The sequence below is a fragment of the Sphingobium chungangianum genome, from assembly GCF_977014255.1.
This window is the reverse complement of record NZ_CDRNIV010000004.1, coordinates 142,336-157,620: the sequence shown is the minus strand read 5'-3', so window position 1 is coordinate 157,620 and position 15,285 is coordinate 142,336. Positions and strand designations below refer to the sequence as shown.

General features: G+C 61.6%; 14 protein-coding genes. 4 read left to right on the top strand and 10 right to left on the bottom strand.

Annotated elements, in window-relative coordinates; translation table 11 throughout:
• Positions 1-123 precede the first annotated feature (123 nt).
• Together ACWNC0_RS05840 and ACWNC0_RS05835 are read left to right on the top strand one after the other, a co-directional pair.
• Entirely contained in the window at positions 124-1,881 is a 1,758-nt protein-coding gene (locus ACWNC0_RS05840) for an ATP-dependent nuclease (protein WP_449470286.1), read from the top strand.
• 31 nt (positions 1,882-1,912) lie between these two features.
• Positions 1,913-3,628, top strand: a complete 1,716-nt coding sequence (locus tag ACWNC0_RS05835) for a UvrD-helicase domain-containing protein (RefSeq protein ID WP_449470258.1) — start codon at positions 1,913-1,915, stop codon at positions 3,626-3,628.
• 119 nt (positions 3,629-3,747) lie between these two features.
• Here the strand turns inward: ACWNC0_RS05835 and ACWNC0_RS05830 are convergent, their stop codons facing one another.
• The 5 genes from ACWNC0_RS05830 to ACWNC0_RS05810 form a co-directional block, all read right to left on the bottom strand.
• Complete coding sequence (locus tag ACWNC0_RS05830) at positions 3,748-4,998, bottom strand: hypothetical protein (protein ID WP_449470256.1); 1,251 nt, start codon at positions 4,996-4,998, stop codon at positions 3,748-3,750.
• A gap of 23 nt (positions 4,999-5,021) precedes the next feature.
• Complete coding sequence (locus ACWNC0_RS05825) at positions 5,022-5,765, bottom strand: hypothetical protein (protein WP_449470254.1); 744 nt, start codon at positions 5,763-5,765, stop codon at positions 5,022-5,024.
• A 63-nt stretch (positions 5,766-5,828) separates the two neighbouring features.
• Positions 5,829-6,452 (bottom strand): hypothetical protein, encoded by a 624-nt coding sequence (locus ACWNC0_RS05820; RefSeq protein ID WP_449470252.1) that lies wholly within the window; start codon positions 6,450-6,452, stop codon positions 5,829-5,831.
• Between the two features lie 12 nt (positions 6,453-6,464).
• Positions 6,465-7,160, bottom strand: coding sequence for a PD-(D/E)XK nuclease family protein (locus tag ACWNC0_RS05815; protein ID WP_449470251.1), 696 nt, complete (start codon positions 7,158-7,160; stop codon positions 6,465-6,467).
• A complete protein-coding gene (locus tag ACWNC0_RS05810) occupies positions 7,153-7,527 on the bottom strand; it encodes a hypothetical protein (RefSeq protein WP_449470249.1) in 375 nt (124 codons plus the stop codon). The genes ACWNC0_RS05815 and ACWNC0_RS05810 overlap by 8 nt, the downstream gene beginning before the upstream one ends.
• On the opposite strand from ACWNC0_RS05810, the gene ACWNC0_RS05805 reads away from it, so the two are divergent.
• A complete protein-coding gene (locus tag ACWNC0_RS05805; protein WP_449470248.1) occupies positions 7,514-8,014 on the top strand; it encodes a hypothetical protein in 501 nt (166 codons plus the stop codon). The genes ACWNC0_RS05810 and ACWNC0_RS05805 overlap by 14 nt on opposite strands.
• On the opposite strand, the gene ACWNC0_RS05800 is transcribed toward ACWNC0_RS05805, so the two are convergent.
• Complete coding sequence (locus tag ACWNC0_RS05800; protein ID WP_449470285.1) at positions 7,951-9,099, bottom strand: site-specific integrase; 1,149 nt, start codon at positions 9,097-9,099, stop codon at positions 7,951-7,953. The genes ACWNC0_RS05805 and ACWNC0_RS05800 overlap by 64 nt on opposite strands.
• A gap of 62 nt (positions 9,100-9,161) precedes the next feature.
• A complete protein-coding gene (locus tag ACWNC0_RS05795) occupies positions 9,162-10,409 on the bottom strand; it encodes a hypothetical protein (protein WP_449470246.1) in 1,248 nt (415 codons plus the stop codon).
• 147 nt (positions 10,410-10,556) lie between these two features.
• Between ACWNC0_RS05795 and ACWNC0_RS05790 the strand changes: the two genes are divergently transcribed.
• Complete coding sequence (locus tag ACWNC0_RS05790; protein ID WP_449470245.1) at positions 10,557-11,528, top strand: hypothetical protein; 972 nt, start codon at positions 10,557-10,559, stop codon at positions 11,526-11,528.
• Here the strand turns inward: ACWNC0_RS05790 and ACWNC0_RS05785 are convergent.
• The 3 genes from ACWNC0_RS05785 to ACWNC0_RS05775 form a co-directional block, all read right to left on the bottom strand.
• Positions 11,494-12,507 (bottom strand): ParB/RepB/Spo0J family partition protein, encoded by a 1,014-nt coding sequence (locus ACWNC0_RS05785; protein ID WP_449470243.1) that lies wholly within the window; start codon positions 12,505-12,507, stop codon positions 11,494-11,496. The genes ACWNC0_RS05790 and ACWNC0_RS05785 overlap by 35 nt on opposite strands.
• Before the next feature lie 79 nt (positions 12,508-12,586).
• Entirely contained in the window at positions 12,587-13,792 is a 1,206-nt protein-coding gene (locus ACWNC0_RS05780) for an AAA family ATPase (protein WP_449470241.1), read from the bottom strand.
• 165 nt (positions 13,793-13,957) lie between these two features.
• Positions 13,958-15,112 (bottom strand): RepB family plasmid replication initiator protein, encoded by a 1,155-nt coding sequence (locus ACWNC0_RS05775; protein WP_449470239.1) that lies wholly within the window; start codon positions 15,110-15,112, stop codon positions 13,958-13,960.
• Between the last annotated feature and the right edge of the window lie 173 nt (positions 15,113-15,285).

Sequence of the window (15,285 nt, the reverse complement as noted above, 5' to 3'; positions counted from 1 at the left end):
CAAGCGATGCGCGAAGCCGGCGGCAGCCCGGAGGAGGTTCTCGCGCTCCTCCCGAGCATCGCCGTCACGCTCACATTCAAATATGATCCCGGGGCAGGTGAGCTGGGTCCGCTTGCCCCGTTCGTGATCGACCTCGATCCCAACTGCTCAACCGCCGTCGCGCGTATCGAATATGCGGCTTCGTCGGAATCGCTTGCGACCTTGTTCGATATTCCGCAGACCGAGGGCGGCAGCGATGACATCGCACACTTTTACCGGCAGCTGCGCGACACCCTGCCGCGGGCATATCGCACCAGCGTCACGGCTATCGACCCTACGGATCCGGCCAACTTTCGGACACTTGAAGGAACCAGCGCTCTGTCCGCGCTCGTACAATGCGGGTTCGTGCGCGCGCAGCGGACCCTCGACAGCAGCAAGCCCAGCGACACGGCGGTGATTGGGCGGCTGCTCGGCACGCTGTTTCAGACCGCAAGCTCAATGACAGCCGCGGATACAGATCAGGCGCTGGCAGCCGCGTTGAAGGCGTCGGTCAGCCAGATCGAGCAGACCATCCAGAACGACTTCGACACTATGGTGAAGGACCTGCTGCCGGCACTGAGCGCGTTCGGATTTCCTGGACTCAACGACGCCGAGCTACGGCCCGAGACCTCGCTCAATGTCGAAACGCTGCTCTCGGATCACACGAAGATCTTCTACACCGGCCAGCACGGCGTTCACCTGCCCGAGGGCTACAATGGCCTCGGCACACGCAACCTCATCTACATGCTATTGCAGCTCGAGACTTTCCATAAGGCATACCGTGCGCGATCGATCAGGCCGGGCACACATCTCGTCTTCATCGAGGAGCCGGAAGCGCATCTACACCCACAGATGCAGGAGGTTCTGATCGCGCAGCTGAACGCCGCTGTCGCTGCGCTATCGGCCAAATACACGGGCGAGCCGGTCTGGCAGGTTCAATTCGTCATCTCCACGCACTCGCCGCACGTCGCCAACGCGGCCTCATTCGAAGCCGTCCGCTATTTCTTGAGCTCAACGCCGGATTCTGCGGAGGCCCGCCGGACGAAGGTCAAGGATTTCCGCAAAGGCAGCGTCACCATCCCACAGGAGGATCGCGAATTCCTCCATCAGTACATGACCCTGACCCAGTGCGACCTGTATTTCGCCGACAAGGCGATCCTGGTCGAAGGGACCACAGAGCGCATCCTGATGCCGCGCATTGTGCGGCTAGTGGACGGAGAGCTCGCGCCCGAACAAAAGCTTGGCCGGCAATATATCACGACGATCGAGGTCGGGGGCGCCTACGCGCACATCTTCTACCCGCTGCTCGATTTCCTCGAGCTGAAGAGTCTGATCATCACCGACATCGATGCGGTGCGGATCGACAAGACCAAGGAAAAGCCGCGCGCGGTGAAATGCCCTTGCTCGGAAGGCGAATACAGCTCCAACGCGGCGATCCGGAACTGGTTTTCGGTTCCGAAGGGCGAGCAGATCAGCATCGAGGCGCTCTGCGCGAAGACCGCCGAAGACAAAGTCTCCCGCTACCGCTCGCTTGCTTACCAAGTGCCCGAAGATGGCTCGATCTGGTGCGGACGCAGCTATGAGGACGCGTTGATCCTCGCCAATCCGGAGCGGTTCGGGCTGCCTGAGGACGGTGACCGGGGATTGCTCGCCTGGGAGATGGCGCAGGATCTCAGCAAGTCCGAGACGGCTTTGAGGTTCGCCATTCAGGAAGATGATTGGTCGGTTCCGAAATACATCAAACAGGGGCTGATTTGGCTTTCCGAGCCTCCCCGCCGCCTGAGGCTCCGCCGGCGATTGCCGAGGGCATCGACGATGACCCGTTGGAGATCGGCGTGGCAAGCTCCGCAGGAAGCGAGGTAGCAGCGGCAGGCTCCGCGCAGCAGTATGATCTATGACGAACCCGGCGATCGAGGCCGCCCAGAAGGCACAGGACCGCGTCAACGCATGCCTGGATGGAGGTCGCAACTTCCGACTGGAGGCTGGCGCCGGTGCCGGCAAGACCTACTCGCTGGTCGAGGCACTCAAGAAGCTCATCAGCGAGCGCGGGCGCGACCTGCAACGCGACGGCCAGAAAGTCGCCTGCATCACCTACACCGAGGTGGCGCGGAATGAGATCGCGCAGGAAATCGAGCAGCACCCTGCCATCCTGGTCGAGACAATCCATGCGTTCTGCTGGGGGTTCATGTCCCGTTTCCAGAAGGAATTGCGGGCGCTCGTCGCCGGCCTCGCGGACAAACAGGACAAGATCGCCGAAGCAGGCGGGGTCGCACATCAGGTTGTGGAGTATCAGCTCGGCTTCTTCGGGATCGACGAGAAGCGGATCACCCTGCATCACGATGATGTGCCGCGCTTCATGGCCCAGCTACTAGGCAGGCCGAAATTCCGGGCGCTGTTTGCGGCTACACACCCGATCATTTTCGTGGACGAGTATCAGGACACCGACCCGCATTTCATGGCGGCGCTGGCAGAGCATTTCCTCGCCACAGGCACGGGCCCGCGGATCGGCTTCTTCGGAGACCACTGGCAGACGATCTACCGAAGTGACTATGGCCTGGCGGCCTATCCTTCGCTTGAGCCCATCGACAAGGGCTCGAACTTTCGCTCCGTACCCGCGGTAGTGAATGTTCTGAATGCATTGCGCCCGGAGCTGAAGCAGGCAGTCAAAGACCCCGACGCAGCTGGCGAGGCGCGGTTCTTTCACGCCAACTCCTACGCGGGCGAACGGACCAGCAGCTCGTCATCCAAGAATGACACGCCGCCTGAGGTCAGCCGGGATTTCATGGCCAAGCTGATGGAGACGCTCAAACAGGACGGGTGGGATCTGTCTTCAGAGAAGACCAAGATCCTGATGCTCACACATAACGCGATCGCCGCCGAGCGCGGATATCCGACGATCGCCAAGTCTTATCGTTACAATGACTCCTTCGCGAAGAAGGAGGATCCTCTTATCGCCTTCCTCGTCGACGTCGTTGAGCCCATGTGTCGTGCCTTTGCCGATAAGCGCTTTGGCGACATGTTCAGGGTTCTCGGGACGCGGCCCGAGCTCAGTGCCCACGACGACAAGGTTGCGTGGGCCACCGACATGGCCGCCTTAGCGGAGGCGCGCGCCAACGGGAGCATAGGCGCGGTCGTCGATCTCCTGAAGAAGACCCGTCGACCCCAATTACCTGACCGGCTTGCAAGGCGGGAGCAGGAGCTCGCCGCCGCCGAAAGCGAAGCTGAACTGCCCCGCTCGCTCAATGAGCATCGGCTTGTTCGAGAAGCGCCTTACCAGGAGCTGGTCCGGCTTGCGGAATTCATCGAGGGCCAGACGCCATTCGCGACCCAACACAGCGTCAAGGGCGCCGAGTTCGATAACGTCATCGTCGTTCTTGGCGGCGGATGGAACCACTATAACTGGCCCCAGCTGCTGGAGCTACTGACCACTGGTGCCATCACCGCGAAGAACGAGAAGGGCTATTACCGAGCCAGGAACCTCTTCTACGTCTCGGTCTCTAGGCCCAAGAAAAGGCTGGCAGTGTTGGCCACGCAGACACTGGCGCCGACAGCATTGCAATCAGCTGAGCGATTGTTTGGGGCAGAGAACGTCGTGGAACTCCGCCTCTGACGCCATTCAGCCCGGCAAATCCAACGCTCAAAGCCGGGGCGTAGGTAAGTTGCCTGCCTTGCAGCACTCGAATCGTAAAGCCTGCAGGTGGCTGCTGACCGTTGGCCGGATCGAGGACCTTATTCCGCCAGCATTCGTCGCACCTGCTCGATCTTGAACTCGCCCCGGCCGTACGCGTCCGCCATTTCGTTCGCCAGCTTCAACAAGAAGTCGTCGATGGCGGCTTCGTCCCAGCGCCGCCTCGTCTCGGACACGGTTACGCGATCCCGTACCGCGTTGCCACGCTCGTGTGCGAAATTGCCGGCCCATTCGGTGCCCAACAATCCAACAGCCCCCGCCTCAATGCGGATCTGTCCGATCGCCCCGAGCTCATGCAGCATGTGTAAGCCACGCGCGAGGAACTGCGCCACCTCGACGACCAGCGACCCAACGAAAAACCGGTTCTTTTCCAATCGCGCGTTATCAAAGGACCACAGCTCCCCCGTCTCTCGGAACCATTGGGTTACCGTCCAGGTCTCCGCCTGATCGCCGCTCCGGCCGACCGCGTACATGACCGTGCCTTCGGTGTTCAGACCGCCGTCTGCTCCGCTGTACGGGCCCAGCGGGTTCATGCCAGAATTCCCCTGCGGGCCCTGAAACCGATGAACAGCCAGCGCCTTTGGCGTCGGGCCTCTGAATTTTTCCGGTATGATCCGAACATAGAGTCGTCGTGCTTCGACCGGCTTGACGACTTCCTCACCGGCACCACCGTGATAGGGCTGATGCTTGATCACGGCGTCCGTCTCGAACCAGACGGACGGATCGCCCGAGCGGCTCGCGACTCCCGCCGGACCCGGCGTGCTGGAGATTTCTGCAAGCCAGTCACTCAGCGACGAACGCAGTGCTTCTTTGAATGCCTCAGCCAGTTCACCTGTGGCCTCCTCAATCGCTGCGTCGTCTGCGGTTTTTGGCAGATTATAGAAGACGACCGCGCGTCTGTGGCGGATATCGAACGGCAGGTTTTCAGCCTTCTTCGGTCCATAATGCTTGTTCGCGACGAGGATGATCCTCTCGTGGGTTAGATGTGCCCACGCCCAACCAAGCTCGATGAGCACGTTGGGGTTTGGCAGCTCTCGGCCTCCATCCGATTTGCCCACGGTCGTCACATCGCCGACGAAGACGCCAGCGTTCTTGATCTTCTCGAAGATCGTGTCCGCGATCGCCGCCATGCCCTTGGCGTTCTTCGTGTCGTGGTCGAGTTCCGGCCCTTCGCTGGGTTCCAGCTCGAGCTCGTCGCTGAGGGCCTGGAGTGCTCGACTGAGTGCGTCTTGGATCACGTCACGATTGAATCTCGCGGCACGATCACTCTGCCAGGACCAGAAGACTTTCATTTGCTCCCCTTTATCAACCGCACCTAATTTACCTTCAGCGGCTCGAAATAGCTGCTGCAACCGCTGAGCTCGGTGAAATCGGGATCATGGAATGTCACGATCCTCTGGATAGCCTTCGGCGGCACCGCTTGGAGAACTCGATCATAGGGAACTCCGTCATACGATCGCCCGGCTCGCCAGGCACAGAATTGCCGCACAATGTCGGATTCATAGCCGAGGCTGTCCCGCAGGTAGGAGATCGGGAGGGCCACTTCTACAACCGACGGCGTACCTGTCGAACGGAGCACCAGTCCAAGCTCGGGATCGCGGTCGATCGCCGCGTAGAGGGCCTCGCCGCCCCAGAATCGAAAGAAGTCTTCAACGCCGTCATCATGACGCGGTCGCGTTAAAAGGAACCAGATCCTGCCTGCGCGGGTGGGTGAGTGCGCCTGGTGCCGGACACGAAATTTCGCGGCGATCGCAGGTGGAAATGCGCCCGCAGAAACCGCCGCATCTATCCTGCACATCAACCTGTCCACGCTCGGCGGAGTCAAGCCGCCCGTTGCAATGTCGGCTACCTCATGGGCCATCAGTCGGGTGCAATGCCAAGCCAGGATCTCGTGCGGCTGCAGTGCTTCGCCAAGCCCCTCGATCAGACGATCATACTGCTGTCCGGTGGTAAACCGCTGTGAGGTTCCCCAATCTTCAAGGGCAGCCCGATGCTCATCCAGAAATACTACGACCTCGGATGGCCAACTCGCGGGATCATCGTAATCAAGGAGCGCCATACCCGCTCCACGGAATGCGAAACCGAGCAGCCGCCGGAGGCGCAAGACGAACTCGATCGGAAGTCATGGCTTCCGCGCCGCTTTGATCGCGGCCACCAGGCGATCCAGCACGGTTCTCGCGGAAGCGATGCGGTCGATCGCGACGCCGATCGGCTCAAGGGCGGTCTCGAGATCCTCGTCTTCAAACCCCGCAATCAAGGCCTCGCGGCTAATCGGAATCGTCAGCGCGACATCGCCCGTTTTGGGGTCGCAGCGGAAGCCCTTCTCCACCAATTCGTCGAGAAGAGGCCCCTGCGACCTCAACAGCGCTTTCCAATCGCGTTGACCAAGCGCATCGGTGCTTGCTGAAAACCGGATCCCGGCGCCCGCGAAGGCCGCTATAGTTCCAACCCATGTCTCAGGCTCGTGGCCATCGAGGCACACGGTCGTATCGAACACGAACGAGAGATAGCAGTCGTCCTCCTCGGACTCGCCGGCCATGCGCCACTCTTCCGGCGCGAACCACAGCGTGTCGTCGAAATCGGCGGGGGCCTCGCCCGCCCACGCAATCGCTCGCCGTTTGCCGTCGATGATGCCCGCAACGGCTTTCTCGAGCATAGGCTGCATCGATTTATGCGCATATCGGAGGGCAGCCTCCAGCTCGTCAATGTGGCTCACGATGACCGCGCCTACGGCGGGCTCTGGCATGGTCAAATCCTCCTAGAAAGCCTGGATGTGATCGCCGAACGCGGCAATCATCTTCTGTACGAAAGTCCGTCCAGTCTCCGATCCGCCCGAAGCTGTGCGAGCCGCGCCAGCGACGTCGGCCCAGGTTGTCGACGGCACATCCGCGACATTGGCGGGAAACGGCGCCAGCAGCGTGATCCGCGGTAAAAGTCTCTGCAAGTCGGCGCGGCGGGCGATGGCCATTTTGTATCGTTCGAGCTGATTCCTACCGAGCCCGGCACGGATCTTCACTTCGACGCCGATCAGGTGGCGGCTGGTCTCAATGACGAGATCCACTCGGTCAGCGGCATCACCCATAGGGCAGATCTCGGTACCAACCCGGTATCCACCTTCAAGATCGGCGCTCCAGTCAATCTCAGGCATCGCAGCTCTCAGGTACTGCGACAAGAACCGCCTGGAGGCCTCGCCGCCGAAGTCGGATGACCAGAGGCCCGCCAGGACGCCTGCGATCCGCACTTCATCATGCCCTAAGCTCGCAAGAGCCCAGGGGTTCATAAGACCACCCCGCTCCTTGGCGACAGCCAGGGGGCCCTTAAGCGCTCGAAAGGCAGCCTTGAGATCACCGACCGCGTAAAACTGCTTGGGAGCGCGAGGCTGCCCGGTCGGCAGCACGCGTCGAAGGGCCCGAAGGGCGAACGCGAGTTCCTTGGCCTGAAGCTTTTCAGCCACGATCCGCTCTCGCACGGGCTTCGGCCGCGGCCACCACCTCTCTGACAAACACTGCCGGCCAGACACGACCAAGTTGGGCATCGGAGGAGTCGTTGGTGTGAAACCGGCCCGAGTAGATACCGATGAAGTTGACCGCCCCGTCGCCGCCGGAGACGCGACCGTACCCCTCTTCCAGTTCGACTTGTCCATGCGCTCGCTGAATAACAGGCGAGCCCGACATCCCAGGCCGCGAGGCGGAATCGACAATCAGATATTGCTGGTGCTTGCTCGCGGTGAAGTATGGTTCGGTGGCGAGCGTGGCTTGCTTCCAGACCGGAAGCCCGAGCCCGACGCGGCCAAAAGGATATCCGAGGATGAAGATTTGCATCCCCACGCGCTGCTTGAGCGGCACACAGCGGATCGCATTCATCGGCATCACCGACGCTTCGGCCTGGCGGTGGCAGGTCCACGTCCAGGGCAGCAATATCGACCGCCCGTCCGTGCTCGGGGTGCTCAACCCAGAGCGGCTCGCCGTCCGCATCAACCGTGGGAACCGTGATAACCAGAGGTGGCCGACCGAGATCGCTCAGTGGCACGTGCACGCGAAGATGATCCGGTATGCCGCCCTGTTTGTGCGTCACCTCGTTCGTTTCGTTGTTGCGGCCGGAGACGACATGCCAGTTGGTCACCAACGACAGCCGCCCATCGAACCGCAGCCACGGGAAGGCAGTGGCGCCGCCGAGGCGCTGGTCGCCGAAAAACGCTTCGACGTACAACGGGACGAGCGAGCACGTGTCGACGCCAGGCGCGGTCATCTCAGTCTCTCCATCAGGCGACCCACCGCACCGGCCTCTGCCGCCAGGTTGCGATTGTAGGCCAAGGGCATCCGCGGACTCTTCCACCGAAGTGCATCCATGATGCCGGCGAGGTCTTCGCCGGCGACGAACAGATCCTGGTTGAGCCCCACCCGAGTCGAATGGGCGCTTACCCCCTTGAGCAGCCGGGCAAGGTCATCAGCGGTAAGATCGCCCAGCGCGCCGGCATCGAACGCCCGCCGGATAATTGCCCGCCAAATTGGCCCGATCGAACCGGAGTGCAGGGCCGCAGTGCCGACGTCATACTCGACCCGCGCCGGCACGGCCGGTTTGGGCAGAGTCTTGCGCAGATCCCAGGTTTCCCTGCCAGAGATACTCTCGATCCGCCGTCCTTTCATGGCAGCGCGCGCCTTGTAACGACGGACTTGCACTCGGCGGAAAAGCGGCCCGGCCTCGATCTTTGCCGCTGCGGCCCATGCCGCGATCGCGCGCACAGAGCGCGGCGAGAGGAAGGCGGTTGCACCCTCCCCTTCCTGATCGCCCTTGCTCCGGGGAATCGCGAGCAACCGCGCCTCGGGATCGAGTGCCTCCAGAATATGCTCGACCTCGATTGCCACGAGCTCGGAGGCCCGCAGACCGGAGTCATACGCCACCGAGAGCAGGGCCCGGTTACGAAGACCCGGCAAATCGTCGCCACAAGCCTCCAGGAGCGCCCTTACGTTGATCCCGCGGGGCTTGTCGCGCTCGACGTCCCGCACCGGCCCCTTGAACCGCAGCGGCCGCGCCTGGGCCTGTGCGCTGCCCTTCTCACGGCGTATCGCCCGCAGCCGCAGCTTGACCAACTCGGCCTGGGTCGGGTCCTTAAGATCGAGCAGCTGGTGGATCTTGGCGATCGAGGCCTTGTAGCGGCCGAGCGAGGCGGGCTTTGCCCCCTTCCCTGCCCGCTCATCGAGATAATCGGCAACGGTCTCGGGTGTCGCGGGCAATGCCACCCTGCTCGTGCGCCGGCACCAGGCGTCGAACGCTTTGATATCCGATTTCAAGGCACGGATCGTGTGCGGCGACGAGGCCGCCTGGTAAGCGGCAACCAGCTCGGCGTTGATCGTCACCGACCCGCCGGCCTTCAGCTTTGCGACTTCCCACACGAGATCGGCGCCCGGCGCCTCGCCCGACTTCGGCAGGATCGAGGGAAGTTGCTCCGACACGGTCAGCGCGCCAAAGCTTCGATCGCCTCGAGCGAATGCGGCTCGATGCCGTAGACTTCCGCCAGGGCATTGAAGGCCGCCGCGACGAGCTGTTTGATCGCCGCGTCGTCGACCGAAATGAGGACCCCGTCATACTCGAACGACGCCTCGACGGATTGGAACCCTTCATCGCCGAAATCATATGGGCCGGCGGGCCACCACGTGCCGTCGAGTCCGGTGATCCCCAGGCGGACGTGCATCGGCAGCGACCCACCGTGCGCCAGCGCAAGACCGGCATTCCGCTCAAGAAAGCTCACCCATTGGTGGAAGATATAGCCCGTTGCGACCGTCCTGCGTCCGTTCTTGGGTGTGAACAGAAACTCGTTGGCGATCCCCCAGAACTCGCCGGTCTTCTCGAACCACTGGGTCAGCGCGCCGACCGGATAGACCCCCTCCTCCGCACTGTCAGGACGGTAGATCGTTGCCCCGCCCCGGCTGATCCCATAACCGAGCGAGCGAGCGTTGCCGATCAGCGCCGGGTGCCCCGGATGCTCGGCGATCGCCCGTCTAGCACCGGGTTTCGCCTGCCATTTCGAGGGAATGAGCCGCGCGAAGCCATGCGGCTCGACCTTCCAGCGGATCCGGCTCGAACCGTGTGAGGGATGCGTGACCGTCTGTTCGGCGGCCGGATCGAACCAGACGTCCGTCCCGCCGGAAAACGGCGGCTGCCAATGCACGGCTTCCGCCGGTGGCGGTGGAAGCGTATCGAGCGCAAGCTTCAGCGCCTCGGCAAGAGCCTTGGCGAGCTTGTCGCGAGAAGAGCGCAAGGTTGGGGTATCTGCTCCCACGGCGAGGTTGAATTCGAGCGGCCCGCGGCGACCCCTCATGTCGAATGGAAGCTTGTCGAGCGTGGCCCCCTCGAACGCGGAGTTCCACACCTGGATCACCCGATGCTCGCTCAACGCCTTGTTGGCGTAGCCCATTTCGAGGAGCACATTGGGATTGGCACAGGCTTTCCCGCTGTCCGAGACCGCGATCGGCGTGACGTCGCCGACGAACACGGCGGCCTCGTCAATCTTGCGCAGGATGGTGGCGACGATGTCCGGCGTGCCGGCGACGCCCTGGGTGTCCGAGGTAAGGCTCGGTCGGTCAGCTTCCTCAAGGTCGGCGGCGAGGATCGTTATGGCCTGATCGAGCGCGTAGCGGATCACCTCGCGCGTCACGCGCCCGTCGAGGTCGCTCTGCCAGGACCAAAATACCGTCTTCGCCACACGCGCGTCCCCTTCCCTGCCGCACGCCGCCATAGCGCACCTAATAGTGAGCCGTCAAATCTGCTTATGTGATAACTGCAATTATCGCATGTCCATTATTGAACACTAACGGTGTGAGAAACCAACTGATGACTTTGGTTTCCAAGGATGGCACACCTGCGAACGATGGACAGTGCCGCAAGCTTCAGCTCGAACTCGCCGCTTCTACTGCTCGGCCGGCTCGATGGGCGCTTGCACAATAGCACGGCTGCCGACATTTTTCTCGCTCGTTCGCGCATCGAGGGCGCGGCAGCACTTGCAGGGCTCGCGGGCGTCCCCGTAGCAGTGCGCGACCTGATCGACTGGATAACCGGTCGGAGCCCACCTCCTCGCGCCTCCGAAGGCCTCAACGATCCGATATCGGTGGCCGCGGTGTTCCACGTGGCGATTGCACGCGACGAAGACGCTAGTGATCCCGTCACACGGGCGACGCTCAATGTGCTGCGGACCGTCTTAGACGACCGCGCCGCGGGCGAGATATACGGACGCGAAGACCTTGCTCACTTCGGTCCCTTGTGGCGGATCGTGCGCGAAGCAGCTGACGCCCCCTTCCCTTCCGGCAATTTGATTTGCGTTGCACAGCGTGTTTTCGAGCTGGCGACAATCACGGAGGCCGCCGCTTCCGATGCTTCGGATGTCGTGAGTGTCGACGGCCGATCCTGGGAGCTTCCACCGCGTAGCCGTGATCGCAACTGGCTGCTCGCGACCGCCGTTCCGCGTCTCCTACATCGGGCCGGGTTCACGACGCGCGTCCACCCGGCATTGGTGCTGCTTCCAAGGTTCTTACCCCCCTCCCCTCGCGCCCTGGCTGAATTCATGGAGGCGGAGTTGGCGCGCAAGTCAGCGACGGGGCTCCGAGACCTCGCGGTAATGGAGCGCGACGTAGCGCGCCTGGGCAACGTCGGCGCCACTAAACGCAGCAAGGCTCCTCTCCTTGCCCGCCTACAGCTGATCTATCCGGGCCTGCAACCAGCAGCTGTCGCGAAGCTGCTAGACGTTACGCCGCAGGGCGCCAGGAAACTTCTCAGGTCGGCGAACGCACCGATCACTTCCAATGCTCGTCGAGGATCGCCCGAATAGCATCTTCGGCGTCCTGACGCGTCGCTCCGCCCTTGTTGAGCAGAGTGACGCGTATTCCCTTGCGATCGGCGGCCTCGATCCGAAGGATTGGCTTGCCCCCGGCGGTCGAGACCGTTTCTGCCTTTCCTGACTTCTTGGGGGATCCTGACCTCTTGGGGGGGTCTACCGCGAGTGAGAGTGCCTTGATGACGTCAAGAACCGGCATCGGCTCCCCGGTCGACGTCTGCAGCTCAGCCAATCGCTTCGCTTCAGCAAACGCCCGCGCTTTGCGGTCAGCTGGTTTCAGGAGTGCCTTGAGCGCGATTGCGTTGCGGATACCCAGCTCCTGCGGCTGAGCAAATGCGCAGGTGATCTCCGCTGGCAGCCGCGCTAGGTCGAGGTAGCGGGTAAGCCAGCTCTCGGTGACATTGAGGCGCTCGGCCATCGCCTTCTGACGCCCGTCGTAATAGGTATCAAGCGCGCGGAGATAGTCCCTCGCCCTCTCGAGATCGGTCAGATCATTCCGGGCGCGGTTCTCGATGTCGGCGAGCCGGAACGCCTCTTCATCAGTCAGCTCGCGGATATCGACGAGAAACTTGAACTCAGGATAATTGTGGGAGCGCAGCCAGCTAATTGTCCAATGCCGCCGTGCCCCGCAGATGACCTCGAAATCATGATCCGGATCTCCGGCCAGCCGGCGAACGATGGCGGGCATCTCCTGGCGTCCCTGCGCCTTCATGCTCTCGATAAGATCGGCACACCGCTCCTCGTTCAACAGCGCATAGTCGCGATTGTGGAATTCCCACATCCGGCACCGCGCAGGATCGACAAGCTCATGCATCCGGTTGATGACTGCCCCTGATGCAAGATCCGCAAGACGGTTCGTTCGGCCCGTAAGCACGTTGGCCGCGATGCCGGGACGTCGCGCCGGGGGAGCCTCTTCCGACAAATCGATTCCCGCCGCCAGATCTGCCGCGAAGCCGCTGTTTTTCCTGCTCATCCGCGCCTCTCTCTCGTCGAATTGCACGCGTGCAATTCTGTCATAATCCCCGAAATTGCACGCGTGCAATTTCGCTTGCTCATGCCAACGCCGCCTTGCGCAAAGCCGCCTGGTGGCTCGGCCACATCGACCGAATATCAACCTCGATCTCAGCGTTAACGCCATCGAGATAACCTAGACACCGATTGCGAACGGCCGAGCTGGTTGCCGGACCGTCAAGTTCGTATACCGTCATGAGGCGGGCAGTCGCATTGTCGATCTCCGCGGAATCCTTCAACGGAGTGCGAACCATCGCGTGACCGAAGAGCGTGCGCATCAGGTTCAGCAGCTCCTTCTGCATCGATTTGTTCTCGTCGACCTTGGATCCCACGAACCGAAGAAACTGCAACTCGGGCGCCAATCCCCGTTCGGCCAACTGTTCAATTGTCTCGTCGAGCATCGATAAGAATGCCGCGGTGGACGAGAAGTCCATCACCGTTGGCGGCACGGGAACGACCAGCGCATTGGCAGCACGAAGCACCGACAGCGAAATCGCCCCCAGTGCTGGAGGCGGATCCATCACGATAACGTCGAACCGATCGGCGATACTGTCGATCCCCACCCTCAATCGATCCAGCAGCGCATCGAAACCGCCCCGCGCCATCCGCGCAGCCAGCTCATACTCGGAATTGAAAAGTCGCAAATTGGCCGGGATCAGCTCAAGCCCGTCGAAATGGGTCTTTCGGAGTGCGTAATCGAGCGAAGTGCGCTCATCCTCACGGAGGAAAGGGTATAGGGTTTCCTCCTCATCGAGGTCGAGATCGGGAACATACCCAAATAACGTTGTCGCCGATGCCTGGCTATCGCAGTCGACCAACGCCACCCGATATCCGCGGATCGCAAGATACTGTGCTAGGTGAACCGCGACTGTCGATTTACCGACGCCACCCTTAAAATTCTGAACCGCTACCACGCAACACGGATCGCCGGGCGCACGATAAGGACGCGTACCAAACACTCCTCGCATATCGTTGAGCTGCGCCAGAGTGTACCGCTCGCGCCGGTTATTATTGCTTCGCGATGGCTCTGGAAGCCTACCATCCTTCTCCGCATCCCGGATTGCGGCGGGCGTCCGTCCCACGAGTTCGGCCGCCTTTCCAATCGCGAAGGTTGGCTCCCGGCGATCATCTGCTCGCGCGCTCTGCGCCGAATCCCGCAGTTTCTGCAGTACAGACGACGTGCGGCTCGCAAGCGTCGCGACCGACACCAATCGTTCGGCTTCCTCAATCTCGAGTCCGTTAGACACATGCCCACCTTTCACAATTTGAAGTGTGGTACACGGACTTGCGCTTTTCAGTCAATGAAAACGGATTTTTCGAAAGTTGGAGTGCGATTTTTGCCGGTTTCCGCCCGCGAATGCCTACAACCTAACTCGGTGGGGGATGGTCCGAATTGCACGCGTGCAATTTCTCTAGCGGGGACGCCCCCGTCGATTGACCCAACCCTCACAAAAGCCCTTCCAAGATGCAATCATCTTGGCGCCGCTGAGCCTCTCCAGACGTTCGCCCATATGCGCGCGGTAACCATCCGCGATCATATCAACATCCCAACCACCGCCATATTGCCTCCCGATCGAAAGGAGATCGTCAGCACCGAACCGAAGCGTACCTTGCGGAAACATTCGTTCGTCGGCTTTCGTCTTAGGAAGGGCTTTCTGGACCGCGGCTATGGCCGCCTGCCCAACTGCAACAGTTTCAACTGTACCATCCCGCCTCGCCCCCCGACCCGCTGAATGCCGGCCGAGTTCGTCGACAGTTTCGATCACCTCAGGCGCACCCTTCGGCTCAAACCGAAACTCGAGTTCGGCGACAGTTCGTCCTTGGCGGATTTCACGCCATTCCACGCGAAAGTGGGCAAGCTGGTCGATCTCCGCCTTCGCCTTTTCCAGCACCTTGCGGCGTAGCTGCGCGAAGTCTCGATAGACCTCCGGTGGAATACCCAAGGCCGCACGGAGCGCCTGCATGTCGCCGCGCCATGTAGCCTGCCGTCGATGCAGCCTTAGCGCGCCGAGCTCATAAAGCTTCAAAGCATAGCTCGAGCGAAAGCCGAGTATCGCCTGGCGATTGAGGACCGCGTAGGTCTCGGACGCCTGAATGAGCTTGCGAGCATCCGGCGTGAATTCCCATTCGATCCAGCCCGCCTCCCCGCCATCTTCTTCGGTCTCCTCACGAGATCGCGAAATGAGAGAGAAGCGGAGCTTCGCCTTCTTGCCCCGCCACGATCTATCGTCGACAGCGAATAGAGTCCGATGGAGCTCTTCCAGCATGTCGCTTATCCGCTCGTTACCCTTGTGACCGCGCCGGATGTCGGCCTTCCGCATCCGATGAGGCTTGTCCTCCCACGCATCTCCCCCAGCGGTAAGGATCATCAGTGCCAGTAATCGCGATGCCGTCAGGCTTAGGGATTCCCCTTTGACGAACTTGACCTCAATGATGCTGCCAGGTTTCGCGAACTCGTCCCCGCCCTTTGCTTTGAGCGCCGCAGCAACTCGCATGGCACGACCAGGCGAAATCTCGTCCGCCGCTTCGTCCTCAACCTCAGTTATTTGGCTCGCGCCGGGTTCCATGCCATGTTGCGATCAGATTCGAGTCATCGGGAGCCTGCTTGCTGCCTGACCTGACCTCACTCGTCAAGGCAGGTCAGGATAGAACAGTAAAAGCGATCCCCCAAACGGTCAGGATGGAATCGCGGTGAATCCTCAATCAAACCGCGCAAATTCAACGAGTCGCACACGGTGTC